The sequence below is a fragment of the Kitasatospora sp. NPDC053308 genome (genome assembly GCF_055585785.1).
The window spans coordinates 1-26,218 of record NZ_JBVJJY010000021.1; the positions used below are offsets into that span (position 1 = coordinate 1).

Annotated in this window: 12 protein-coding genes and 1 pseudogene; 6 read left to right on the forward strand and 7 right to left on the reverse strand. The window is 70.3% G+C overall.

Going from position 1 to position 26,218, the window contains the following annotated elements:
- Nucleotides 1–1,708, reverse strand: a 1,708-nt coding sequence (locus ACZ6Y7_RS31940) for a type I polyketide synthase (protein ID WP_465761419.1), incomplete at its 3' end; no start/stop codon positions are given.
- A 447-nt stretch (nt 1,709–2,155) separates the two neighbouring features.
- On the reverse strand, nt 2,156–2,818 hold the full coding sequence (locus ACZ6Y7_RS31945) for a DUF1707 domain-containing protein (RefSeq protein ID WP_465761420.1): 663 nt from the start codon (nt 2,816–2,818) through the stop codon (nt 2,156–2,158).
- A 310-nt stretch (nt 2,819–3,128) separates the two neighbouring features.
- On the opposite strand from ACZ6Y7_RS31945, the gene ACZ6Y7_RS31950 reads away from it, so the two are divergent.
- The 5 genes and pseudogenes from ACZ6Y7_RS31950 to ACZ6Y7_RS31970 all read left to right on the forward strand — a co-directional run bounded on the left by ACZ6Y7_RS31950 (nt 3,129) and on the right by ACZ6Y7_RS31970 (nt 16,559).
- Nucleotides 3,129–4,139: a methyltransferase gene (locus ACZ6Y7_RS31950; RefSeq protein WP_465761421.1), complete on the forward strand. Its 1,011-nt coding sequence runs from the start codon at nt 3,129–3,131 to the stop codon at nt 4,137–4,139.
- A 768-nt stretch (nt 4,140–4,907) separates the two neighbouring features.
- Nucleotides 4,908–13,328, forward strand: a complete 8,421-nt coding sequence (locus ACZ6Y7_RS31955) for a ricin-type beta-trefoil lectin domain protein (RefSeq protein WP_465761422.1) — start codon at nt 4,908–4,910, stop codon at nt 13,326–13,328.
- A 92-nt stretch (nt 13,329–13,420) separates the two neighbouring features.
- Nucleotides 13,421–13,888, forward strand: a complete 468-nt coding sequence (locus ACZ6Y7_RS31960) for a hypothetical protein (protein ID WP_465761423.1) — start codon at nt 13,421–13,423, stop codon at nt 13,886–13,888.
- A gap of 1,437 nt (nt 13,889–15,325) precedes the next feature.
- Nucleotides 15,326–16,147 (forward strand): annotated as a pseudogene (locus ACZ6Y7_RS31965) (site-specific integrase); the annotation flags it as partial.
- A gap of 22 nt (nt 16,148–16,169) precedes the next feature.
- The gene (locus ACZ6Y7_RS31970; protein WP_465761506.1) at nt 16,170–16,559 is read left to right on the forward strand and encodes a hypothetical protein; all 390 of its coding nucleotides are present in this window, start codon (nt 16,170–16,172) and stop codon (nt 16,557–16,559) included.
- Nucleotides 16,560–17,251: 692 nt separating this feature from the next.
- Here ACZ6Y7_RS31970 and ACZ6Y7_RS31975 read toward each other — a convergent pair.
- The 5 genes from ACZ6Y7_RS31975 to ACZ6Y7_RS31995 form a co-directional block, all read right to left on the reverse strand.
- The gene (locus ACZ6Y7_RS31975; RefSeq protein WP_465761499.1) at nt 17,252–18,070 is read right to left on the reverse strand and encodes an IS3 family transposase; all 819 of its coding nucleotides are present in this window, start codon (nt 18,068–18,070) and stop codon (nt 17,252–17,254) included.
- A gap of 132 nt (nt 18,071–18,202) precedes the next feature.
- Nucleotides 18,203–19,573 (reverse strand): histidine-type phosphatase, encoded by a 1,371-nt coding sequence (locus ACZ6Y7_RS31980; RefSeq protein WP_465761424.1) that lies wholly within the window; start codon nt 19,571–19,573, stop codon nt 18,203–18,205.
- Between the two features lie 266 nt (nt 19,574–19,839).
- Nucleotides 19,840–22,242 (reverse strand): glycoside hydrolase family 2 protein, encoded by a 2,403-nt coding sequence (locus tag ACZ6Y7_RS31985; protein ID WP_465761425.1) that lies wholly within the window; start codon nt 22,240–22,242, stop codon nt 19,840–19,842.
- A gap of 260 nt (nt 22,243–22,502) precedes the next feature.
- Nucleotides 22,503–23,222 (reverse strand): carbohydrate-binding domain-containing protein, encoded by a 720-nt coding sequence (locus ACZ6Y7_RS31990; protein ID WP_465761426.1) that lies wholly within the window; start codon nt 23,220–23,222, stop codon nt 22,503–22,505.
- A gap of 65 nt (nt 23,223–23,287) precedes the next feature.
- Complete coding sequence (locus ACZ6Y7_RS31995) at nt 23,288–24,892, reverse strand: cellulose binding domain-containing protein (protein ID WP_465761427.1); 1,605 nt, start codon at nt 24,890–24,892, stop codon at nt 23,288–23,290.
- Nucleotides 24,893–25,174: 282 nt separating this feature from the next.
- Here ACZ6Y7_RS31995 and ACZ6Y7_RS32000 point away from each other — a divergent pair, with 282 nt between their 5' ends.
- Nucleotides 25,175–26,215 (forward strand): LacI family DNA-binding transcriptional regulator, encoded by a 1,041-nt coding sequence (locus tag ACZ6Y7_RS32000; RefSeq protein WP_465761428.1) that lies wholly within the window; start codon nt 25,175–25,177, stop codon nt 26,213–26,215.
- Nucleotides 26,216–26,218: the final 3 nt, after the last annotated feature.

Consider the following 26,218-nt stretch of genomic DNA (forward strand, 5'->3'; position numbering starts at 1 on the left):
CCAGCCCGGACAACAACTCCTCACGGCCGCCACCGACCACCACGGCACGGTGCTCGAACACCGACCGCGTCGCCGCCAACGACCACGCCACCTCCGCCGCCGTCAACTCCGGCCGCGCCGCCACCCACTCCCGCAGCCGCGCCGCCTGAGCCGCCAGCCCCTCCGCCGTACGACCCGACACCACCCAGGCCGCCAGCCCGTCCGGCTCCACCACCGCGGGAGCGGCCGGAGCCGCCTCCACCTCGGCGGCCCGCGCCCCGCCGGTCTCCTCGTCCGTGTCCTCACCGGCGGGCTCGTCCGCACCCGCGGACGCGCCGTCCCCGGTCGGGGCCTCCTCCAGGATGATGTGGACGTTGGTGCCGCTCATCCCGAACGACGACACGCCGGCCCGGCGCACGTGCTCCCCGGCGGGCCACTCCGCCGCCTCGTTCAGCAGCTTGACGTCGCCGGCCGCCCACTCCACGTGCGGTGTCGGCTCGTCCGCGTGGAGCGTGGCCGGCAGCCGCTCGTGCTGCAGCGCCAGCACCATCTTCATCACACCGGCCACACCGGCGGCCGCCTGGGTGTGCCCGATGTTCGACTTCACCGACCCCAGCCACAGCGGCCGTCCCCCGGCGCGCTCCTGACCGTAGGTGGCGAGCAGCGCCTCGGCCTCGATCGGGTCCCCGAGCGTGGTCGCCGACCCGTGCGCCTCCACCGCGTCGACCTCGTCGGCACGGACCCCGGCGTTCGCCAGCGCCGCCCGGATCACCCGCTGCTGCGACGGGCCGTTCGGCGCCGTCAGACCGTTCGACGCACCGTCCTGGTTGACCGCCGAACCGCGCATCACGGCCAGGATCCGGTGCCCGTTGCGGCGCGCGTCCGACAGCCGCTCCACCACGAGGACGCCGACGCCCTCGGCCCAGCCGGAGCCGTCGGCCGCCGCCGCGAAGGACTTGCAGCGCCCGTCCACCGAGGTCCCGCGCTGGCGGGAGAAGCCCACGAAGACGGACGGGCTGGAGATCACCGTCGCGCCGCCCACCAGCGCCAGCGAGCACTCACCGGAGCGCAGCGACTGCGCGGCGAGGTGCAGCGCCACCAGGGAGGACGAGCACGCGGTGTCGATGGTGACGGCCGGGCCCTCCAGACCGAGGGTGAACGCCACCCGGCCCGAGGTGACACTGGTCGCGATGCCGGTGAGGAGGTGCCCCTCCGACCCTCCGCTCTGCGCCGCCGGGTCGGTGCCGTAGCCCTGGCTGTAGGCGCCGGCGAACACGCCGGTCCGGCTGCCGCGCAGGGAGGCGGCGTCGATACCCGCCTGCTCCAGCGCCTCCCAGGACACCTCCAGCAGCAGGCGCTGCTGCGGGTCCATCGTGACCGCCTCGCGCGGGCTGATCCCGAAGAAGCCGGCGTCGAACTCGGTGGCGTCGTACATGAATCCGCCGTGTCGGGCGTACGAGGTGCCCGGGTGGTCGGGGTCGGGGTCGTACAGGTTCTCGAGGTCCCAACCGCGGTCCTGCGGGAACGGCCCGATCGCGTCGGACCCGTCGGCGAGCAGCTGCCAGAGCTGCTCGGGGCTCTGTACCCCGCCGGGGAACCGGCAGCCCATGCCGACGATCGCGATCGGCTCCTGACTCCGCTCCTCGACCTCAGCCAGTCGACGGCGGACCTGGCGCAGATTAGCCGTCACGAGCTTCAGATAATCGCGGAGCCTGTCTTCGTTGGCCATTTAATTCCGCCACCCCTGCTTGCCGAGGATATGCCAATACTGATCTGCACAGCCGCGGTGCGGGATTACCGCGGGAATTACGCAAAAACCGGGATTCTCTCAATACCTGCAAAAGATCGAGCCCACCAGCAACAGGAACGTATCCACCCCTGTTGGGCGGCGCAAACGTGGCAGTTGAACACTTGAACCGCCACTTGACCACGCAAGGGAATCGAGGAAACCGACACTCGATCCGCCGGACCGCACGGGTACCGGATAGCATTGAATACCACGGACGGCTATTCAGGTCCAGAGGCCTCCGTCGCGGGGAGCCCCACCACCGGGCGGACAGCACGGAGGGCGGCGGCCGGCCCCTGCGAGCCGCCCACCGCCCTCTGCCCACCGCCCCGCGCCCGCCGCGCCCCCGCCGCCTGCCGCCTGCCGCCGGACCACCGTCCGGCCCGCGCCTCAGAGCGCGCTTTCCCCGCGCATCCACTGCCCGAGCGTCCGCCGCGGGTACCTGACCACCACGTCACCGCCGCGGACCCGGCCGCTCACGTTCACCCGGAGCTCGACGGGCTCGTTCCAACCCGGCTTGGGCACCCGGACCTTGAGGTCCCCCACGCCCACGGCCAGGTCGTGGGTCGCCACCACGATGCCCGGCCTGACCACGAGGATCAGGTCGCCGCCGATGCTCAGGTAGACGTCGAGGTCGAGGGTGGCATGGCTGATCACCGCCTGGGTGAAGTCGAGCTTGACGTCGCCCCCGTGCATCCGGATGTCCAGCCGGCGCGGCACCTCCCAGGGCCCGACCCGCCGCAGGGTGCCGAACCGCTGGTTGATCTCCACCACGTCCTTGCCCGGCCGGCCCGGCTCGGCGCGGCGCACGGGAACGGGTGCCGGGACGGGAGCGACCGGCAGGTCCCGGGTCAGCTCGGCCAGTTCGCCGAAGGTCCGGGCGTTCAGCGCCAGCGCGAGACGCTCGTCGAGCTCCTCCGCCGTGAGCCGGCCGTCCGCCGCGGCATCGCGGAGGATCTCGACGACCTCGTCCCGGTCGGCGTGCGAAGCCCTGATGTCCCCCGCGGACACGTCCCCGGCGCGGTGACCGCTTGACGACCTGTCATCCGTCATGTCTCCAGCCTGATCTTCCTCTGGCAGCGTCACGTCCAATCGACGGTACATGACACCGGATTGCTCCCCGGCCGCAAACGGAACATCCGGCGCTGTTCAACTGGCCGCCCCCGCACGTCCGGACGGATCCGGAAGTGCCACCGGGTCACCGGACACCCCGCGGACGCACCGCTGCGCGCACGGCAGTTGAACGACGCGACGCGGACCCACGGCTCCCACTACGGTCGGCCGGACGAACCGTCATCCGGAACCCGCCATCGAAGCCGAGGAAGTGAACGGGGCCATGGAAACGTCGCTGGTCAGTCTTGTCATGGGGTCCTTCACATCCGCCACGGTGGGCGCGGCGGCGCGCCTGGGCATCGCCGACGCCCTCGCGGACGGGCCGGCCACGCCCGACGAGCTGGCCGAGGCCGTCGGCGCGGACCGCGACGCGCTCGTCTCCCTCATGACGGCCCTGACCGCGCTGGGGGTCTTCGCGAAGGGCGAGGACGGCCGCTACACCAACTCGCCGCAGTCCGAGCTGCTCCGGACCGACCACCCGGATTCGATGCGCTACCTGACCGCGCTGCTCTGCGGCCTCTACGCGCAGGCCGCGGCCGGCGGGCTCGCGGAGGCCGTGCGGACCGGCACCTCGGTCATGCCCCACGCGTTCGGCGTCCCGCTCTACGAGTACCTGGACAAGGACCCCGAGACCGCCCGGATCTTCGACCTCGCCATGCAGGACTGGGCCCGCCCGATCGGCGCCGTGCTGGCCGAGCACGTCCCGTTCGAGAACGTCCGCACCGTCATCGACGTCGGCGGCGGCAACGGCACCCTCCTCAAGGCCGTCCTCACGGCCCACCCGCACCTCAAGGGCATCTGCGTGGACCGTCCGGACACCTGCCGGCGGGCGGAGGAGGACCTCCGCGCCTCCGGCAACGAGGACCTCATCGCGCGGCTCACCTTCCAGCCCGCCGACATCCTCCGCGAGGTCCCCGAGGGCGGCGACCTCTACATCCTCAAGAACGTACTCCACGACTGGAGTTCGGAGAGCGGCGTCCAGATCCTCGGCAACATCCGCCGCGCGATGAGCGCCACCACCGCCCCCGACGGCGCCCCGACGCTCCTGGTGATCGACCCGCTGGCCGAGCACGACTCCGGCGCCGCCTTCCGCAACGTCATCAAGATGGTCGTCGGCGAGTCCAAGGCCCGCGAACGCACCGAGGCCGACATGCGCCGCGAAGCGGCCGCCGCCGGCCTGCAGGTCCTCTCCATCACCCCCTGCCCGGCCGACCTCAGCGTCACCGCCTGCACCATCGCCCCGAACAAGCAGACCCCCTGACGCGCCGACACCCGCTGGCGCACCCCCGATGGGCCCCAGCGCCGAGGTGATTCCGCAGGCCGCACCACCCCCAGAGCGCGCCGCCCGAAACACGGTCACCCCTGGCGAACCTTCGCCCCACAATCGGGATTCCCGCCACAATCCCGGCTGGAAATCGATTACCACGATCCGATCTCGACTACCGACGGCAATCGAGAATGCGGGCGAATCCAACACAGCCCAAGAGCGCCCACTCCGACAACCCGGACCCTGCCTGCGCTACCCACCGCACATGCTCCGCGATCACCTTCGCGGCGTGTCGCCGGCGCGTGTCCCGACCGATCGACCTTACCCGTGCTCCACGCCCCGCCCCGCACGCCCTGCGGCCACACCCGTCACTCCCGCCGCTCCGGAGACGCCATCACCACCTGGTTCGAGGGGGACTCCAGGGCGCAGTGCCCCAAGCGGGGCCGGCCAAGAACAATCGCGGCCCCGCCCCGAAAGACCTGACAGCAGGTCAGAAAATCTCTCACTTTCCAGGCAAAACGCCACCAATCAGCACCATGCGGAGGCAATCCGTTACAAAATCTTCATCCCGGCTGGTCATGGACCCTCTCCCGGGGGTGAGAGATTGTCATTCGGCTTCGAACAAGCCTTTACCAACAATGGCAATCTCTTGAGAGAGTCTTGATGTCACGACGGTCTCAGGCCTCGTCCGGTTCCACGGACGGGGCCTTCTCCACGCGCAGGGCGCGGCGAATAGCCGCGCTCCTGACACTCGGTCTGCTGGTGCAGACCGGCGTAGCGGTGGACGCGCTCACGGCGCCCCCCGCCATCGCCGCGCCCACACCCCCCGCACCCCCGGTCGCCCCGGCCACCGAGGCGTCGGACGAGGCGTCGGCCCTGCTGACCGCCCGGCTGCAGAAGCGGCGCATCGAAGTCACCGGTTCCCGGACGGAGTTCACCACCCTGTGGGCGAACCCCGACGGCACCCTGACCTCCGACCGGTCCACCGGGCCGATCCGGATGAAGGTCGGTGAGGCCTGGGTGCCCGTCGACACCACCCTGGTGCAGACGCCGGACGGCAAGGTCGCGCCGAAGGCGCACCCGGGCGGAGTGGTCTTCGAGGGCGGCGACGCCGGGGTGACCGTGGGCGACAGCCTGCCGAGCGCCGCGGCGGCGAGCGCTGCTGCGGGCGCTGCTCCGACCGCGCCTCCCAGCGCGGCGCCGACGACGCCCGCTGCCACACCGTCAGCGAGCAGCACCGCTCCCCCGACCGCCTCGCCGTCGGCTGCCCCGTCGCCGTCCGGTTCCGCCTCCGGTTCGGCCTCCGCGTCGGCCTCCCCGTCGGCCTCCGCCTCCGGCGAGCCGACCCGGGCCTCCCGCAACGGCGCCCGCGCCGCAGCGGCCCCGGCCACCGCCCCGAAGCCAGCTGACGACAAGCCCGCCGACGTCAAGCCCGCCGAGCGCGACCTGGTCAAGCTCGGCTCCGGTGAGCAGCAGGTCACGTTCGGTTGGCTGGGCAAGCTGCCCAAGCCCAAGCTGGAGGGCAACAAGGCCACCTACGTCGACGCCCGGCCCGGCGTCGACCTCGTCCTGGAGGCCACCCGGACCGGCTTCGAGCAGTTCCTGGTCGTCAAGGACCGCGCCGCCGTCGCCCAGACCGGCACCGTGACGATCCCGCTCGACACCACCGGCCTCACCGTCGCCCCGCAGCAGGATGGTTCCATCCAGCTGCTCGACAAGGCGAGCGGCAAGACCACGGTCCGGATCCCGGCCCCCGTGATGTGGGACGCCGCCGTCGACCCGGCCTCGCAGGAGCACCTGAACCGCGGCGCGGTGACGATGGAGCTGCGCGGCCAGGGCGCCGACACCGAGTTGGTGTTCACCCCGGACGCGGCCTTCCTCACGGACGAGAAGACCCGGTTCCCGGTCACGATCGACCCGGTGGTGGACGTCGGCACGACCTTCGACACCTACGTCCAGACCAACGAGAACATCGACGCCTCCGCGTCGACGGACCTCAAGCTGGGCAGCTACGACGGCAAGACCGTGGCCCGGTCGTTCCTGACCATCCCGGGCGGCCCGTTCAACGGCAAGCAGATCCTGAACGCCACGCTGCACCTCGCCAACTACCACTCCTCCTCCTGCACCCCGAAGCAGTGGGAGGTCTGGAACGCCCGCGGCGCCGCCGGGTGGACCCGCTGGGGCAATCAGCCCGCGATGGAGAAGAAGTGGGCCACCTCGAGCGACACGTGGGACGTGAAGAACGACGGTGACGGCTACGACTGCTACGCCCCGGACGGCTCCTTCTGGGCCAATGCCGACGTCACCGAGATGATCCGGTACTTCGCCGGGTTCGGGTACAACGACTACGGCTTCGCCCTCAAGGCCGCCGACGAGTCCAGCAGCCTGTCCTGGAAGCGGTTCAGCTCCGCCGAGGGCTACTGGCCGCCGTTCGTCTCGATCACCTACAACACCGTCCCGGCCACTCCCGGTACGGTCGAGGTACTGCCGTCGCAGCAGGGCAACCCGCGCTACACCTCGGACGCGAACCCGCGCTTCCAGGTGCAGGCGGCCGACCCCGACGGCGATCCACTGAAGGTCTACCTGGACCTGTGGCGCGGCGGCACCTTCCTCGGCAGCATCGTCCGCGACACCCCGAACGGCGCCATCGCGACCGTCCGCCCCTCCGACTACGGCATCGCCAGGCTCGACGAGGGCGTGCAGTACTCGATCTGGGCCACGCTCGACGACGGCAAGTCCCGCTCCGGCTGGGTGGGCACCAACGTCGTCGCCGACACCGTCAAGCCCGGCACGCCGTTCGTGAGTTCGGCCGACTACCCGTCCGACGACCTGTGGCACGGCACGGCCAACCAGCCGGGCTCGTTCACCTTCTCGCCCGCCCCGGGCACCGATGACACCGCGGCCTACGTCTACACCCTGGACGGCGGCACCCCGGTGACGGTCGCCGCCACCGGGGCCCTCACCGCGTCGATCACGCCGACCACCGAGGGCCGCCGTGTCCTGTCGGTGCAGTCCAAGGACCGTGCGGGCAACCTGTCCCCGCCCGCGAGCTACGTGTTCCGGGTCGGCCAGGCCGGCATCAGCTCCCCGGTCAACGGCACCCAGAGCGCCAAGCGCGTCAAGCTCTCGGTCGACGCCCAGACCCAGTTCAAGCGGGTGGTCTACCAGTACCGCCGCGGCCCGGGCGCCACGGAGTACAACGTCCCGCGCACCAACCTCACCAAGGCGGACAACACCCCGGTCACCGAGGACAAGCCGCGCCTCGCGGACCTCGGCCCGCACGCCAACTGGAACGTGCTGGACACCCTCGGCCAGGTCGGCGGCGTCGTCCAGGTGCGCGCCGTGCTGTTCCCCGAGGACGGCTCCGGAAGCGGCTACACCACCGTCTGGAACACCATGACGGTCGACCGCAACGCCGACGGCGCCGCGAGCGACAACATCGGCCCCGGCTCGGTCAACCTGCTCACCGGTGACTACTCCACCGACGTCACGGACGCCGACGAGTTCGGCATGTCGGTCAAGCGCGTCACCTCCTCCCGTGACCTCGGCCGCGGCTGGCAGCCCCAGGGCGAGCGGCTGACGGCCAACCAGCGCCAGATCGGCACCGACACGGCGGGCTTCACCCCGGGCCAGGCCAACCTGGCCCGTTCCACGGCGCGCGGCCACGACAGCTCCACCGACTCGCTGCTGATCACCCCGGCCGCCTCCGGCTGGGACTCCTTCGCCGCGCTCGGACCGGAGTACACCATGGGCCAGGGCATGAAGCCCGGCCGCACCTACCGGCTCACCGGCTGGATCTACGTCCCCGGTGCCACCGGTCTGGACAACCCGCTGGCCAACCGCGGCCTGCGCCTCGTGGGCGTGTACCGCACCCCGGCCGGCTACGGCGAGACCGCCTCGCCGAAGGCCTCGTTCACCGACGGCTGGCAGCAGCTGACCGTCGACATGGTCGTCCCGGCCGACGCCACCGAGGCCTGGTTCCGCCTCTACAACGGCAACGCCGCCGGCAGCGGCAAGGAGGTCTACTTCGACGACCTGTCGCTGAAGGAGATCGTCGCCCCGTTCGGCCCCCAGTGGGCCGGCGGACCCGACGCCGGGACCGGCGGCGACTACCGCTCGCTGTCCTTCCCCCAGTCCGACCTGGTCGAGATCAAGGGCAACGACGACACCTCGCTGACCTTCGCCAAGGGCAACGACGGCAGCTTCTTCCCCGAGCCCGGCGCCGAGGCCCTGACGCTGAAGGCCGTCCCGGCCAAGTCCGGCGCGCTGGTGCTGTCCACCTCCGGCCAGTGCCTGGAGGTGCCGAACGGCGCCGCCGGCAACGGCGCCAGGCTGCAGCCCGCGCCCTGCACCGGCGCCGCGAACCAGCAGTGGACCCGCGGAGACGACCTCACCCTGCGGCTGCTGGGCTACTGCCTCGACAACCCCCGGGGCCAGGTCAACGACGCCACCCCGCTCGCCCTGTGGGGCTGCAACGGCGGAGACAACCAGCAGTGGGAGGTCCGCCCCGACAACACGGTGCTGAACCGCCACTCGGGCAAGTGCCTCGACGCCGACAAGGGCGCCTCCATCTGGGTCTGCTGGGCCGGCCCCAACCAGATCTGGGACATTCAGACCGCCGGCACCACCTACGAGCTGACCGAGCTGGACGGCTCCAAGACCGTCTTCGCCCGCCAGGCCGGCTCCAGCATCTACCAGGTGGTCAGCGAGACGGGGCCCGACGCCGCGTCGACCACCCGCTACCAGTACGACACCACCGACGGCCGCTCGCTCGTCAAGCGGGTCATCCCGGCCGTCGAACCGGGCGTCGACGACGCCAACGGCTGCACCGTCGACCCGCTGCCGCGCGGCTGCGAGGTGATGGAGTACGACTACGCCAAGGCCACCACGGCCACCGCCGCCGCTCTGGGTGACTACCTGGACCGCGTCCGGGGCGTCAAGGTCTGGTCGTGGAACCCCGCCACCTCCAAGCAGGAGCCGGTCGAGGTCGCCCACTACGCGTACGACGACCGCGGCCGCCTGTCGCAGGCGTGGGACCCGCGCCTGGCTTCGCCACTGAAGATCGGATACGGCTACGACGACGCCGGCCGGGTCACCCGGATCGGCGCCGCCGGCGAGCAGCCGTGGAACCTCGACTACGGCAAGGCCGGGGCCGACCAGGACCCGGGCCGTCTCCTGAAGGTCCGGCGCAACACCCTCGCGCCGGGTACCAAGGACCAGGTCATCGGCGAGAACGCGACCAACCTCGTGTACGAGGTGCCGCTGACCCGCGGCGCGGGCGGACCGTACGACCTCTCGGGGGCCGAGGCCCTCAAGTGGGCGCAGACCGACGTGCCGACGGACGCCACCGCGGTGTTCGGCCCGGAGGACGTCCCCGCCGTCAACACCGCCACGGCTGCCAAGCCCGGCCCGGACGGCTACAAGCCGGCCACCGTCCACTACCTCAACGCCTCCGGCAACGAGGTCAACACCGCGACGCCGTCCGTGACGCCCGGCGGCGACATCGACACCAAGGAGTACGACCGCTACGGCCACGTCGTGCGTTCCCTGGAGGCCACCAACCGCTCCATCGCACTCGGCACCCACCCGGACACCGGTAAGTTCGTCGCCGAGCTGAACCTGCCGGAGGACTCGGCCTCACGCGCCCGTCTGCTGGACTCGCGCAGCGCCTACTCGGCCGACGGCCAGGACCTCGTCGACACCCTGGGGCCGGTCTACCGGGCCTCGCTCGCCGAGCAGGTCGACGGCCAGGCCACCCCGGTCAGCGTGACCTCGGAAGCGGAGAAGCTGCCGCAGCTGGGCACCAACACCAAGGTCCAGGTCGACAACGACTGCTGCGGCCTGACCTGGTCCGGCGGCGCGCACCTGAGCATCCGCGGCACTTCGGCCGGTGCTTTCGACAGCATGCGGGTCACCGTGCCCGAGGAGGGCGACTACGTCCTCTCCGGCCAGCTGACCAGGTACACCGACCACGGGATCGTCCAGTGGGCGATCGACGGCAAGGACGTCGGCCAGCCGATCGACACCTACACGGCCACGCCCGCCGTCGTCCCGTACACGGTCGGCGAGGCGGTCCACCTGACGCGCGGCGATCACGAGCTGAGGCTCACGGTCACCGGCACCAACACCGCGAGCGGCGGCGAGCGCTTCCACGCGGGCATCGACACCGTCACCTTGACCAAGACGACCGTCAACCCGACCCTCCCAGCGGGCACTTCGGTCGTCGCCCGGGACCACAACACCAACACGTACGACGAAGGGAAGCCCGACGGCCAGGCCTATCACCTGGTCACCACCGCCACCGACGGCGCCCGGATCGACGGCTACGCCGCCGACGTGGAGCTGCGCGTCACCAAGCACGGCTACGACGCGCCGGTCGGCGGCACACCCGGGTGGAAGCTGAGGAAGGCGACCTCCGTCACCACCGACGCCCTCGGTGCCAAGCTGACCGCGACCGTCAAGTACGACGCCTCGGGCCGGGCGCAGGAGTCCCGCAAGCCGGGCTCCACGGGCACCGACGCCGGTACCGTCAAGTCGGTCTTCTACACCGCCGGTGCCAATCCGGACGACAACGCCTGCTCCGGTCGACCCGAGTGGGCGGGCCTCCCGTGCGTCACGACGCCGGGCGGTGCGGTCACCGACGCGGACACGAGTCGGATGCCCGCCACCCTCCCCGTGAAGCGGATCACCCGCTACTCGCCCTTCAACGCGCCGGAGGAGACAACCGAAACCAACGCGGGCAAGTCCCGCAAGACCGTCACCACCTACGACGAACTGGACCGCGTCCTCTCGACCGAGATCACCTCGGACGAGGGCAGGCCACTGCCCAAGGTCACCGTCGAGTACGACCCGGCAACCGGCGAGGCGGTGAAGACCACCGCCGGCGGCAAGTCCCTCACCCGGGTCATGGACTCCCTCGGCCGACTGATCTCCTACACGGACGCCGACGGCGCCACCACCACCACGGAGTTCGACCGGTACGGCAAGCCGGTGAAGGTCAGCGACCCGACCGGGTCCACCACCTACGCCTACGACCGCGCGAAGGAGCCGCGCGGGCTGGTGACTTCGATCAACGACAGCGTCGCGGGCGAGTTCACCGCCAAGTACGGCCCCGACGGCCAGCTGGTGGAGCAGACGTACCCGGGCGGGATCACCCGGAAGGACACCTTCAACGCGGTCGGAGAGGCCACCAGCCGCAGCTACACCCGCAGTTCCGACAACACGGTGATCTGGGCCCAGACCACCGACATCTCCACCCAGGGCCAGGTGGCCAAGGACACCAGCTCCACCGCCACCCGCTCCTACCAGTACGACCGGCTCGGCCGGCTGGTGAAGGCCGAGCAGACCACGGTCGCCACCGGCTGCGTCACCCGCCAGTACGCCTTCGACGCCCACTCCAACCGCCTCTCCAAGCAGACCTCCCCGCGCGGGGCGGCCGGCGAGTGCAGCACGGCCGGGGCCACGACGGAGACCCACGCCTACGACAGCGCCGACCGGCTCACCGACGCCGGGTTCACCTACGACGCCTTCGGGCGCACCGTGAAGACGGCCACCGGCGCGACCAACACCTACTGGGCCAACGACCGAATCGCCGCTCAGGAGAAGGGGGACACCAAGCAGGAGTGGGCCGTCGACGCCGCCCACCGCCTGACCGCGTTCACCACCGGCAAGAAGCAGGCCGACGGCACCTGGGCCAACGCGACCTCGAAGCTGAACCACTACGGCGACGACTCCGACCAGGTCCGGTGGACGGTCGAGGACACCACACTCGGCACCCTGACCCGGAACGTCTCGGGCCTGGACGGCAGCCTGGTCGCCAGCACCAGCAGGACTGGCGACGTCCAGCTCCAGTTGGCGAACCTGTTCGGCTCGGTGGTCGTCACCACGGACACCGCACTGACCAAGCCGGTGGTGCTGGACTTCGACGAGTTCGGCATCCCCCAGGACGGCCAGGCCGACGTCCGCTACGGCTGGCTCGGCGGCAAGGAGCGCTCCGCGGAGGCCCTGGACGGCGACATCCTCATGGGTGCCCGCCTCTACAGCCCGGCCCTCGGCCGCTTCCTCCAGGTCGACCCGGTACCCGGTGGCAATGCCGGCGCCTACGACTACTGCACCGGCGACCCGATCAACTGCACCGACCTCGACGGCAACTGGGGCATGCCCAAGTGGCTCAAGAAGACGGTCGAGGTCGTCGCCAAGGTCGCCGAGGTGGCGTCCTACATCCCCGGACCCATCGGTGCCGTTGCCGCCACCGTTTCGGCAGTCTCCTACGCCGCCACGGGCAACTGGGAGAAGGCCGCGGAAATGGCCGTCACGGCTGTCGCGCAGACCGTCGGGGCCGGCCCGGTCGTCAAGTCCGTCGCGGCAGCAGCCAGAACGACCCGGGTGGCGGCGAAGGCCGGTAGGGCGGCCGGCGCCTCCAGGATGCTGAGCAGGGCCACCTGCAACTCCTTCGACCCGGACACCCTGGTCCTGATGGCCGACGGCACCCAGGTGCCGATCGCCCAGGTGAACGTCGGCGACTACGTTGCCGCCGTCGACCCGGAGTCGGGCACGACGACGGCCCAACCGGTGCTCGGTGTCCTGGTCGCGAACACCACCAAGCACATGGTCGACATCAAGACCGATCAGGAGCCCACCACCTCGGGCATCCGCGCGACGTCCTACCACCCGTTCTGGGTCGCCGGACGGGGGTGGGTCGACGCCATCGGCTTGAAGCCGGGTGACCGCCTGCTTTCGCCCGACGGCAGCGGTCCGACCGTCACGTCCGTGGTCGACGAGGGTGAGCTGCCGTCGCAACTCGTCTTCAACCTCAACGTCGGCGATGTCCACACCTATGCCGTGTCCGACGGCGTAAACGATGTCGTCGTCCACAACGCCAGCTGCCCCATCCCGCGACGGGTGTGGGCGAACCATATCTACACCGGGCACATATCGAAGGCGACCCAGAAGCTCCGCAGCAAGTTCATCGGTGATCGCGAGGAGGTCCGCGGACTCATCGCCGACACCATCCGCACGGGCAAACGGGCGCGCTCGACCCTCGGCCGGGCAGGCCACACGTACGAGAAGACGTACGACCGCCAGGTCGGAGTGCAGAGGAATCTCAAGGGAAGGGTTTCGAAGAAAAAGCGAGTCCGAGTGGTCGTCGTCAGGGGTAAGGTGGTAACGGCCTACCCGTTCTAGAAAATCCCAGGGGGTGCGAGGCGGAGTTCTTCCGCCTCGCACCCCCCTCATTCGATCCCTCGATGCGAAAATCCACCCCAGGAGAGCAGCCAATGACCGTGTCGGTGAAGATCAGCGCAAAAGGCAATCCTTTCCGGAAATCGAAGTCCCCGGCCCAGCAGGTCGGCCTGACCGAACTGACGCACCACCGCCCACTCGGTGACATCGAGATCCACGGAGACGGGATCACCTTCGAGATGCCGGGCGTCCCGCTTTTCGACTTCACCAGGGTCATGCTGCTCTGCCTGGAGGAGGCCCGCCTGTCTGGAAAGTCCGAGTACTATTTCCCGGAGGGCGAAGGATATATCTTCCTGGCGAAGGCCGGAAGCATTGTCGAAATGACATGCGACTTCGAGGACGGAGTCATCCGGGCGACACCCGGGCAATTCCGGAGGGCACTGGCGGCTGCCGGTCTCGACATGATCGACCACCTCCAGGGCCACGACGCCGGAGTCCTTCGCAACCCGCACTTCAAGAAGCTCCGGGCAGATCTCCTCCTGGCCGCCGAGGAGATCGATTGAGAGCTCCCGCGGACAGGTGGCGCGAGGAGATCCGGCGGCAACGCGGGTAGCAGGAATCGGTGATGCCGGAGGTGCGACGATCTGTGATCACCGGGGAGAATGTGCCCGCTCTGCCGTCAAGGCCGCCATACGTGCAAGATCCCGCTCATGCCGCCCAGGTCAACCAGGCGCGCTACGGACCCGCCTGGGCCATCCGCCTTGGGGCGAAGGCGGTGTTCCCGCCGTATTCGCCTGCTCCGTCGAGCAGGAGCGCGGCGACTGCCTGCGGGGCCCCGCGCATCTGGTTGCGGCCGACCGGCAGCCGCGCCACCTCGCCGCCAGCTTCGCCCTGGCCGCCGCCGGCACCCCACTCCCCGTCGCCTCCAAGACCCTGCGCCATCGCGCCCTGTCCACCACCACCGCGAACATCTACACCGGACTCACCCGCCTCGCCGCCGCGCCGTGGTCGACGCCACCTCCTGGACCCTCGACACCGCCGACCGCGCGGTCCTGGGCGAGCCCGCCTGCCGCAGCCGACGCCCACGGCACCAGAACCCCCGTCCCCACCACCGACTGGCCGCCCATCAGACACCGCAAAGAATAGAACCCGCCCCCCCGCCTGGCCGATGCCGCCCGGCGACACACTGCGACCATCAGCCGGCAGAACATCAAAAAGGCCGCCCCCGCCAGAAGCGGAAACGGCCTACGACCTGCAGTTAAGCAAGTCGGGACGACAGGATTTGAACCTGCGACCCCTTGCCCCCCAGTTTAGTAGGGATATCCTATTAACCCTCAAAATGCGCCCACGTACACGTCGTGCGCGTGCAGATGAGCACGTTTCGCGCACGTCGCGCGGCAGCACGCATGACATGTGGTCCCCAGCTGGTCCCCAGGCCAGGGGCTTGACGGGGGGTCCGGGCGGCGTTCATGTCTCCAGGGTAGCCCCACTCCGAGCGAGGATCCAGCGATTCCCGAGGATCGCCGAGAAACTCACCAGACAGGGACCATGAACTGGGGTGAGAAATAAGTCCGATCCGGGCCGAACGCCAGCCATAAACTAGCCACCGAAAATCCCGGACTCACCCATTCCCTGCGGGCTCGCAAGATTCTCAGCGTTGGCCGTGGCGTATTCCGGGGACCGGTCCGAGACTCGGCGCCCTCGCACCGCACCTGCTCCGGGTTATACGAGCCCAACAACCCACGGCCGACCGACAGACGCCTTCTCCCGACCTGTGGCCACTCCTCCGAGCAGCAACCCCGTTCGGGCAGAATCGGCGCGATCAAGCTGCCCTACCCACCGCACATGCTCCGCGATCACCCTCGCGGCGTGTCGCCAGCGCGTGTCCCGACCAGTCGATCTTGCCCGTGCTCCACGCCCCGCCCCGCACGCTCTGCCGCCACACCCACCACTCCCACAACTCTGGACACACGACCACCACTCGGTTCGAGGAGGAACTTATGGCGCAGCGTCCCAAGCGTGGCAGGGTGTACCGCAGGTGCGGGTGCAAGGACGGCGCCAGCGGGAAGCAGTTGGGTTCGTGGTGCCCGCAGTTGGCCGCCGACACTTCGCATGGTCGGTGGACGTACGCGGTGGACCTGGCGCCGGAGGACGGCAAGCGCCGGACTCGGCGGCGGGGCGGGTTCGCGAGCCGGGCGGAGGCTGCTCGGGAGATGGCGCGGGTGCTGGATGCCGAGTACCGGGGTGTGTACGAGGACCGGACGCTGCGGGTCGGCATGTTCCTGTACGAGTGGCTGGAGTCGAAGCGGCCGGCGCTGGCCCCGAACACCTGGGCGGGCTACCGCGCGTGCATCGAGCGTGACCTGGTCCCGGCGTTCGGCGGCATGCTGCTGCTCGATCTGCGGCCCAAGCACATCGACGCCTGGGTCAGCGCGCAGCTCACTGCCGGCCGCGGGCGCACCACCGTTCACCACGCGGTGGCCATGCTGCGCAACGCCCTGAACCACGCGGTGCGCACGTGGCGGCTGCGCTACAACCCCGCCAAGCACTCCGTACCCGCCAAGCCCCGCGCCGCAGCGCGCACCTGCTGGACCCCGGACCAGGCGGCGGCGTTCCTCCGCCACAACGCGGAGCACCACGCCGACCGGCTCACCGACCTGTTCGAGGTCATGCTCGGCACCGGCATGCGCCGAGGCGAGATCCTCGCCCTGCACTGGTCCGACGTGCACCTCATGGACCGCAAGCTCTACGTCCGCTGGACCCTGACCGCCGTGAACAACGGGAAGATCCACCTCGGCGAGCCCAAGACCGAAGCCAGCCGCGCCTGGATCAGCCTCTCCCGTCATGGCCGCCCTCCACCGCCAGGCCGCCCTCCAGATGGACACCCACCCCGACGGCCGCCTCGACGGCCTGGTCTTCACCCGCCCGGACGGCGAGCCACTACGCCCCCAGTGGGTCCTCGACCAACTCCGCAAACGCACCGCCGAACTCGACCTGCCGAAGATCGGCCTGCACGACCTGCGCCACACCGCCGCCGGCATCCCCCTCGCCGTCGTCTCCAAGACCCTGCGCCACTCCAACCTCGCCATCACCGTCGACCTCTACGGCCACCTCCTCAAAGACTCCGCCGACGACGCCGTCCTGGCCCTGGCAAAGGCCCTCGACCGCGCTGAGCTGGGTAACACCCATCTCGACAGGATCGGACTAGCGGGCTCTAACTCGCTGGCCGCGTAGCCGAGCTGGTGCCCACCAGATATTGAGCAGCTCCGGTAGACCAGTCCGCTGCCACACCATCACAGAATGTGGCGGCCTGCTGGCCGGAGAGGCTCGGTCGCCCTCCGGCCAGCAGGTGGTGACGGCCATCGGTCAGCGGAGCGACAGCGAGGCTCCCTCCAGGTGGGCTTGCGGCCCTCGGCCGCCCCGGAGGGCGACCGCCACCAGCGGACGACGGCGCGGGACTTGTCGGCGGCGGGGTTGCGATCCTCAGCCGCCCCGGAGGGCAACCGCCACGTTCAACCGGTACGTCGAGTTCGCCGAGATGGAGTGGTTGCGATCCTCGGCCGCCTCGGACGGCGACCGCCACCCTGAACGTCCGCGGCCGTACTCGGAACGCAGTCCAGGTTGCGATCCTCGGCCCCCGGAGGGAGACCGCTACTTTCCTTGAGCGGGACCAGCGACGCGTACCCGGGGTTGCGATCCTCGGCCGCCCCGGAGGGCAACCGCCACCTCCGCGCTCGTGCAGGCGCTGCGCAAGCGCCACGAGTTGCGACCCTCGGTCGTCCCGAAGGGCGACCGCCACGGCCCTGGCCGGCATCGGCCTGTACCTGTCCTTCGGGTTGCGATCCTCGGTCACCCCGGAGAGCGACCGCCACCTCAAGGTCGAGACCCTCCCCGGCGGCAAGGAGGTGTTGCGATCCTCGGCCGCTTCAGAGGGCGACCGCCACGTTCACAGTGTTGTCGGGCAAATAGTTGCGCAGGGTGTTGCGATCCTCGGTCACCCCGACGGGCGACCGCGACGAGGGCAACCCCGAGCGCTGAGCCGCCGCTGTTGAGTTGCGATCCTTGGTCGCCTCGAAGGGCGACCGCCACCAGGCCGCGCCCCCACCGTGAAGCCGCCCAACGAGGGTTGCGATCCTCAACGTGCCGTTCGGCGCGTAGGGCGCGGTCAGCCCGCGCGGCAACGCCCCCGGTGCCACCGCCGCGAAGGTCGTGCGGCGCACGCACTCGGTCTTCAACACACTCCAGAAGTTCTCGGCCAGGGCATTGTCGTAGGAGTCGCCGACGGTTCCCATGCTCGGCTCGATTTCCGCCTTCAGAAGGCGAGTTGTGAGCTTGATGAAGGCGTACTGGCAGCCGTGATCGCTGTGGTGGACCAGCTTGCCGGGCTCGACGGGCCGGCCGTGCAGGGCGTACTCCAGCGCGGTGAGGACCAGGTCGGCGTCCGCGCGCTCCGAGGTGTGCCAGCCCACGATCCGGCGGGAGAAGGCGTCGCGGATCGTGGCCAGCCACCACGATCCCTCACCGGTCGGGATCAGCGAGATGTCGGCCACCCACAGTCGGTTCGGCGCGGCGGCGGTGAAGTCGCGCTGGACCAGGTCCGGAGCGAGGTCGGCTGCCGGGTCGCGGCGGGTGAAGGAGCGGGGCCAGCGCAGGCTGACGCCCTGCAGGCCGGCCTGGCGCATCAGGCGCTCGGCATCGCCTTCGACGGCCGACTCTCCATCGGCCGCCGGTAACTCACACAACATCAGATACACCAGTCACTAGACACACCCGACCGTGGTTACGGACCTTCCACCAGACCTCGTAAGGAGAGTCGGCGTCGGTGGTCACCTCGAACCTCGTGCTCCGGCGGCGCGGTGGAACGGCCCGGACGGGGGTCAACTGTGCTGCAGGCAGCGCTTGAGTTCGTTGAGGTCGTAGAAGTGGCTGTCCTGGGCGACGGGCTTGCAGGAGGGCTTGAAGGCGGTCTCCTTCTCGTTGTAGAGCATGCGGACGAGGTACGTGGCGGGCTGTCCGGGCGCGGGCGTGTTCGCGAACAGGTCCCACTGGATGTTAGCGGCCATCGGCGAGACGTCGGCGCCGCGCCACGGGTTGTTCCGGTAGGAGTACGGCGTCCCGGGATCGGCGGGCTCGGTGCTTCCGGGCAGACCCATGAGGGCGGCGAGCGGCTCGATCTCCTCGGCGTGGGTGAACCGGAGCACCGCACCCTTGTCGCTGGTTCCTGCGGCTTTGCCCTCGGCCTGGGCGAGGAGGTCGTCGAGGAGGACGCCGGCCATCTTGTACGTGATCGTGCGGCCGCGGAAGGCGGGGCCCTTCTGGTAGAACTCCTCGGCGTCGTCCAGGTAGGCGAACCACTGGGCGTCGCGCGGGGTGACGAACCGGGCGAGGTCGACATCCGGCGCCTCGACGCTCAGGTCGGGCGCCGCGCTGTAGAGCTGGTACAGCGACCGGGCGAAGGACACCTGCTCCTCGGCGGGCATCGCCGCGACGAAGTCGTCCCGGAACAGGCGCACCGCGACGTGCCGCGCGGCTTCGGCGGTTCGCGGGTCGTTCTGGATCCGCGCGAGGGTGGCGGCCAGGTCCGGATCACTCTTCACGTAGGCCTGGTAGTCGGCGTTCTGAGGCTGCTTGTGGAAGTACAGCAGGTCCTTGTCGGTGACCGGGGCCTTGATCAGACCCGCCAGCGCGGGATCGCCGGAGGTGAGCCCGCCCGTGAACGCGTTGGCGCTCGCGACCGCACGCGGGACGCCCGAGGTCTCCACCACGATCGGCTCGTGCCGGGCCGCGATGGTGTGGAACAGCGACGGGAGTCGCTGTTCCATGCGCAGTGCGGTCCGGCGGTGCTCGTCGGCCCCGCGGCCGGAGAGGTTGCCGTAGCCGAGGGTGGACGCGGCGTCCAGGAGCGATCGGACCTGCGGACCGAGGTCCGCACCGAGGTCGGTGAGGGCGTTCTGCTGCTGGGCCGAACGCAGGACGGCGAGCACGGCGTCACCGTCGTCGCTGTTCGTCATGGCCCGGGATCCGTGGCGGGCGACGTTCTCGGTGAACATCGGGGTGAAGCCCTTCGGCGGCTTCCGGTAGCGGTTGGGCTTCTCCTGCGGGGCGTAGGGGGCCTTCGTGCCGTAGAGCTCCTGACGGGCGTAATGTGCATCGGTCCAGTCGCGAGCTGACGCGGTACCCGCGGCGGACAGCACGCTGGCGCTCAGGGCGATGGCGACGACGGCGGAAACAGTGGCGTGACGATTCATGTCGTCCTTCGGGTCTGCTGGGTTCTGTCGGCCGGTGGTGGCGACCGGATCTTCGCAGGGACGGGGGAAAGATCGCGGGCGCCCCTCGGTGCTCCAGGTGAAGGGCAGTTGAACGCTGACCGTCACCGGGTGCCCGGGTCTGTTCCGCCGGTGTCAGCTGGGCGGATGGGCTCGACTGACGGCCCGACGCCGCGATGTCGTGTTTGGCGCCCGGTGGGCCTACCCGGCTGAGGCAGGCCCACCGGCGACTGGTCGGGGCCGACCGGTCAGGCCGGTTCGACGCAGAACAGCGCTGCCCGAACGTCATCGACGCTGATGTCGCCGCACCCGGTGACTCGGATACGCAACTGCTCGCCGGGCAGCAGGGTGGCAAGGCCACGGTCGGCCGCCGCCGAGGGGCCGAGCCGGTCGGGCTGGAGCAGGAGGTCACGGACCAGAGTGCCGGCGGTGACGGTGACCTCGACTGCGCCGTCGATGTCCTCGGCCGCTGTGACGGTGACATCGAACTCGGGCTTCGGGTAGGCGAAGTGGCGGTCCGCGACGGCGAGGTGGACGGCCCGCTGCCCGTCCGCGTCGGCCACCAGCAGCTCGGTCGTCGAGCCATCGGCCGGCAGGAGCTCCGCCGGCACCACCAGCCGGGTCACCGAACGGGCGTCCGCCCGCACCGGAAGCTCGGTCTGAGCCGCGACGGTGCCGTCCGCGGCGAGCCGGCGCAGCCGCAGGACCGTCTCCCAGATCTGTCCGGCCTGGTTGACGAGGGCAGCTTCGGGCGCACCGGTGACGCCGGGCGGCTGGAGGGTGAGCAGACGGTCGGCGTACAGTCGTCGCAGCTCGTGGTAGAGGGGCTTGAGGCGGCCGTCCCCGTCGATGGCGGCCCAGGAGGACACCGGCCAGCAGTCGTTGAGCTGCCACACGATCGTGCCCGCGCAGCGGGGCCAGTGGGAGCGCCAGTGTTCGATGCCGGTGGCGATGGCACGGGCCTGGACGACCTGGGTGAGGTAGTGCCACCGGTCGAAGTCCGTCGGGAGTTCGAAGTGGCGGGCGAGGCCGCGGTCGAGCTTGCCGTTGCCGTCGTCGGCCTTCTGGTGGTGGAGCATGCCGGGCGAGTCGGGTGCCAGGACCTCCCCAGGCAGGGCGCGGCGGAGGGTGGTCAGGGCGGGCGGGGCCTGCCAGCCGAACTCGGCGACGAACCGGGGGACGTTCTCGCGGTACTCGCTGTAGTCCCGGCGGTTCCAGACCTCCCAGGAGTGATGGGTGCCGTGGTCGGGATCGTTGGGATGGTGGTCCCAGCTCCCGGACCAGGGGCTGCCGGCCGTGTACGGACGGGCGGGGTCGAGTTCGGCGACGATCCGGGGCAGCAGGCCGAGGTAGTAGCCCTCGCCCCAGGAGTCGCCGACGAGTTCCGGCTCCCAGTCCCAGTCGCGGAAGCCCCACAGGTTCTCGTTGTTGCCGTTCCACAGCACCAGCGACGGGTGCGGCATCAGGCGGACGACGTTCTCCCTGGCCTCGGCCTCGACCTCGCCGCGCAGCGGCTGCTCCTCGGGGTAGGCGGCGCAGGCGAAGAGGAAGTCCTGCCAGACCATCAGGCCGAGTTCGTCGCAGGCGTCGTAGAAGGCGTGGTCCTCGTAGATGCCGCCGCCCCACACCCGGACGAGGTCGATGTTGGCCTCGGCGGCGCGGGTGAGGCGCTCCCGGTAGCGGGACGGGGTGACGCGGCTGACCAGGGTGTCGTCGGGTATCCAGTTGACGCCGCGGACGAAGAGGCGCTCGCCGTTGACGACGAGGGTGAAGCCGGTGCCGTCCTCGTCGGCGGAGCGGTCGAGTTCGACGGTGCGGAAGCCGATCCGGCGGTGCCAGGTGTCCAGGGGTTCGGTGTCGTCGGAGAGGGTGACGTCGAGGTCGTACAGCGGCTGCTCGCCCCGGCCGCGCGGCCACCAGAGTGCGGGGCCGGGGACCTCCAGTACGATCACGGCGGCGTCGCCGTCGAGGACGGCTTCGGCGGTCGTGCCCGCCACCGTGGCCCGGACCGTGAGCGGACGGCCCGTACCGGTGGCGGTGCGCTCGACGGCGAGGTGCAGTTCGACGCGGCCGTTGCCGTCGGCGACCGTCACCAGGGGCCGAACCTGGGCGATGCGGGCGGTTGACCAGTGCTCCAGCCGGGCGGGGCGCCAGATTCCGGCGGTGGGCAGGGTGGGGCCCCAGTCCCAGCCGAAGCTGCTGGCCATCTTGCGGATGTACTGGAAGGGCTCGGGGTAGACGTTGGGGCGCGCACCGGTGAGCGCCCGGGTCTCGGCGGCCTCCTGGTAGGCGCTGGTGAAGTGGACGGCCAGCTCGCCCGCCAGGCCGGTGACGTCGAAGCGGTAGCTCCGGTGCATGTTGCGGGTGCGGCCGAGTTCCGTCGCCCCGAGGGTGATCCGGGCGGCGGTGTCCAGGCCGGCGAACACCACGTCCGTGCGCTCGTGGGCGCTGACCGCCGCCATGCGGGTGGTGTAGGTCCAGTCGCGGCGGCCGACCCAGGCGACCTCGTTCTCGTTGGCGGCGAGGAACGGGTCCGGGATAAGACCGGCGTTCAACAGATCGGTGTGAACGCAGCCCGGGACCGACGCGGGCACTTGCTCGCCTCCGTACTGCAGGGCCCAGCCCTGGTCGAGCTGAGTGACGTCCTTCATGGTGCGGCTCCTGTCCGGTGGCCTGTCGGTGGCGCCAGTAACCGTAGCCCCCGCGACAACCTCTGTCTATTAACCGGTTAGGTTGACTATATTGGCTTCTATCAGGCATTGAAGAGATGAAGGATTAGCTTCTACCTAAATCGGTTCACCACCCGCGGTCGACGCGGCTGCCGGGGGCTGGACCAGTGCGGCCGTCCCGCCACCACGGAGCCGGCGCGAGGGCGGGAACAGTCGGTGTGCCGGCTCCGGACATGGGCGGCTCAGATGGCCGGCACCTGCACCCAGAACCGGACGTCGTTGCCGAGGTTGGCGGAGTTCGAATCCAGCCGGGCCTTGATCCAGTAGACCGCGGCCTTGTAGCGGGAGATGTCGGCGGTGTCGGGGTTACTCAGACCGGAGGCTCCGTTGCGGTGTCCGGCGAACCAGGTGTCCAGGCCGTAGTGGCCCTGGCTCTGGTGCAGGCAGGAAACATCCTGGCCCAGAACGGAGTTGAGCGCGGCGCCGTTGGTGTACTGGGCCGCCGACTGGCCGGAGAACGGCCCGCACGAGGCCCTGAGCATCAGCCAGTTCTGCTTGAAGATACCGAAGTTGGCTGCGTCCCCTGACTTGTTGTCGCCGTACGGGTAGTCGGCGGTCATCCGGTCGCTCTCCAGCATGGCGATCGCCAGGTCGAGCGAGGTGGCACCAACGGCCCGCACCTGGCTCTTGCGGCCACCGAGACCGCTGACGAGGTAGGAGCCGCACGGCATGCCCGAGGGGCAGGCGGTGCCGCCGTCACCGGTGTCGGCCCGCGAGCCGCGGACGACACAGGACTGGTTGTTCTCCCATCCCCAGCCGTCGCCGTCCGGATCGCTGGCGCTGCCGTTGGCGCAGTACGGGTACCCGTTGAGCGCGCTGTCAGCGGACGCGGGCTGGGCGAAGGCCGCAGTGGCGGCGAGGGTGGTGAGGGTGGCGCCGAGCGCCTGGGGGAAACGGTTCATGACTGCTGCTCTCCTGGTTCGCTGCCTCCCCCGGGCCGGCGGCGCCCGCCCGGGGGAGGGATGGGTCAGTAGGTCGTGCAGGCCGATCCGTTCAGCGCGAAGGCGGTCGGTACACCGTTGGTGCCGGGCGTCGACGTGCCGGTGAAGCCGAACGCGACCGTGCCGCCGGGTGCGATGGTCGTGTTGTAGTCGGGCGGATTGCTGGCGGTGACCCGCTTGCCGTTCTGGTTTCCGCGGGCGTTCCACATGGCGGTGACGGTCTGCCCACCGGGGAAGGCGAACACCAGCCGCCAGCCGTCGACCGGAGTGGAGCCCGTGTTCCTGATGGTCACGTCGCCGTTGAAGGAGGATCCCCAGTCGGACAGGCCGTAGTGGACGGCACAGGCGCCCGCCGGGGTCGGGCTCGGAGAACCGGAGGGGCCGCCGCCCGGGGAGGGCGACACGGAGCTGGTCGGGGTGACAAGCCCGCTCTTGGCCGCCATGCGGTCGGAGTGGTCGCGGAACACGGCCAGTTCCGGCGCGCCCGCCCGAACGCCGAACGTACCGTCGACGTCGTGGTCCTCGTACCACCAGAAGGCGCTGCCGTCACCGTCGGCCGACTCGAAGTCCGTGTAGAGGGCCTTCCACCACGCGGAGCGGTCGACGTTCTGGACGTTGAACTCGCCCATGAAGAAGGGCTTGCCGATCACGTCGTGCGAGTCGGCGATCCAGGCCCGGATGAGCGTCCTGGTCTGGTCGATCGTTAGGTTCGCCCAGGGTTCGGTCGGGTACGGGTGGGCCGAGGTGTAGTCGATGTACGGCGACTGCTGCACGGCCACGAACGGATTGCCCTCGTCACCGCCGAACCCGTACGCGGTCCCGTGGCCCTCGATGCCGACGCCGAGCAGGTGCTTGCCGTCGATGCCCTTGACGAAGGCCCCCATCTCGTCGACCCAGGCTCGCAGGGTGGCGCCGCTGGTGTCCTCGGCGGCGCCCTGCCCCTGGTAGCGGGGCTCGTTCATGAGGTCCCAGGCGAAGATGGTCGGGTCGTCCTTGTACCTGACGCCGCTGTAGTGGTTGGTGCGGTTGAGCACGTGGCCCACGTAGTCCTTGTACGAGGTGAAGCAGCCGGGGCACCGCCTTCTGTCGAAGAACGCCGCCCGGCCGGGCTGGCCGCCGGACAGTCCCTCCCACTGCAGGCGGGTGTCGATTCCGCCGTAGGCCTCCCAGTAGTTCTCGAACACCGGGATCAGCTTCAGGCCGTGGGCCCTGGCAGATTCGATGACGTAGTCGAACTGGGCGAACTCCTGCTCGTCGTAGACGCCCTTCGCCTTCTCGAAGCCGTGCCAGTTCTCGTGGCTGAACATCCACAGCCGGACCACGGTCGCCTTGTCCGCCTGCAGATTGGCGAAGTGGGCGTCGATGCGCGCCTTGTCCATGAACTGCGTCTCGGTGTCGCCGGACCCCGAGCCGAAGGTGAAGAGGTCGTAGGAGTCCGCGCCTGCGAAGTAGTACGGCTTGCCGTTCAGGCAGAAGTGGATGCCGCAGCGGCCGGCGAAGGCGCTCGCGGTGTCGGCCGCGGAGGCGGTTCCCCGGCTCACTGCGAGGCCTGCTGCGGCGAGAACGGCCGCGAGGAGGAGCGCCAGCGGCCAGAGGCGGCTTCCGGCGAGGGAGTGTGGTTGGTGATGCACGCGCGTCCCTTTCGTCCCGGACGGGTGGGTGGTGAGGGAAGACCCCGGCGCCCGGTGACTTCACCGGGGACGCATCGGGGGCGGTGCGGCCCCGGCTCGGAGTGTCGGCCGAGGCACGGGGGAAACCGGCGGCAGAGTCCGCCCGCGGCTCTGGTTAACCGCTTAATGCAGGTGGACCGTATGGCTGCCGATAGTTGCCCGTCAATAAGTGATTAACCGTTTGTTGCGATGAGCTTGCCGACCGGCCGCTGTCGTCGGGTGGGCGCGTAGTAGCTTGAGGGCATGTCCCAGCAGAAGAGTCCCGCCGCTCGGCGGCCGACCATCACCGACATCGCGAAGATCGTCGGTGTGTCCAAGGTGTCGGTCTCCAACGCGCTCAACGGTCGGCCCGGTGTCTCCGAGGCCACCCGGGCCCGGATCGAGGCCGTGGCCGAAGAGATCGGGTTCGTGCGCAACAGCGCGGCCCGGGCTCTCAGCGGGGCGACGGCGGCGGCGGTTGGACTGGCGCTCGCCCGCCCCGCGCGGATGCTGGGCACCGAGCCGTTCTTCATGGAACTGATCGGCGGCATCGAGAACGTCCTGTCCGACGCCTCCTACTCGTTGGCGCTCCAGGTCGTCACGGACCACGAACGCGGCCTGGAGGCCTACCGGCGCTGGTGGAGCGAGCGGCACATCGACGGCGCCATCCTGGTCGACCTTCACGAGAACGACGCCCGGGTGCCCGCGCTGGAGGCACTGGGCCTGCCGACCGTGGTGATCGGCCACCCGTCCGGGTCGGGCTCGCTGACCCCCGTCTGGTCGGACGACGCCGCCGCAGTGCGGGAGACCGTGGAATACCTGGCCGCCCAGGGCCACCGGCGCATCGGTCGGGTGGCCGGCCTGGAGGGCCTGGTGCACACCTCGATCAGGGACCGGGCCTTCGCCACCGCCAGTTCCGAACTCGGTCTGGACCCCGCGCCCACGGCGCACACCGACTACACGGGCGAATCCGGGGCCCGGGCCACTCGGCGTCTGCTGCTCTCACCCACCCGGCCGACGGCGATCCTCTACGACAACGACATCACCGCCGTCGCCGGACTGTCGGTGGCCCAGGAGATGGGGCTCCAGGTGCCGCGCGACCTGTCGATCGTCGCCTGGGACGACTCCCCTCTGGTCCAGGTGGTCCGGCCTCCGCTCACCGCGCTGACCCGCGACATCCACGCCTACGGCGCGAACGCGGCCCGCACTCTGCTCGCCCTGATCGCCGGCGGGCGCGTCGAAGGCTTCGAGGACCGGGCTCCCCGGCTCACCCCGCGCGGGAGCACCGCACCGCCGTCGGCCTGAACG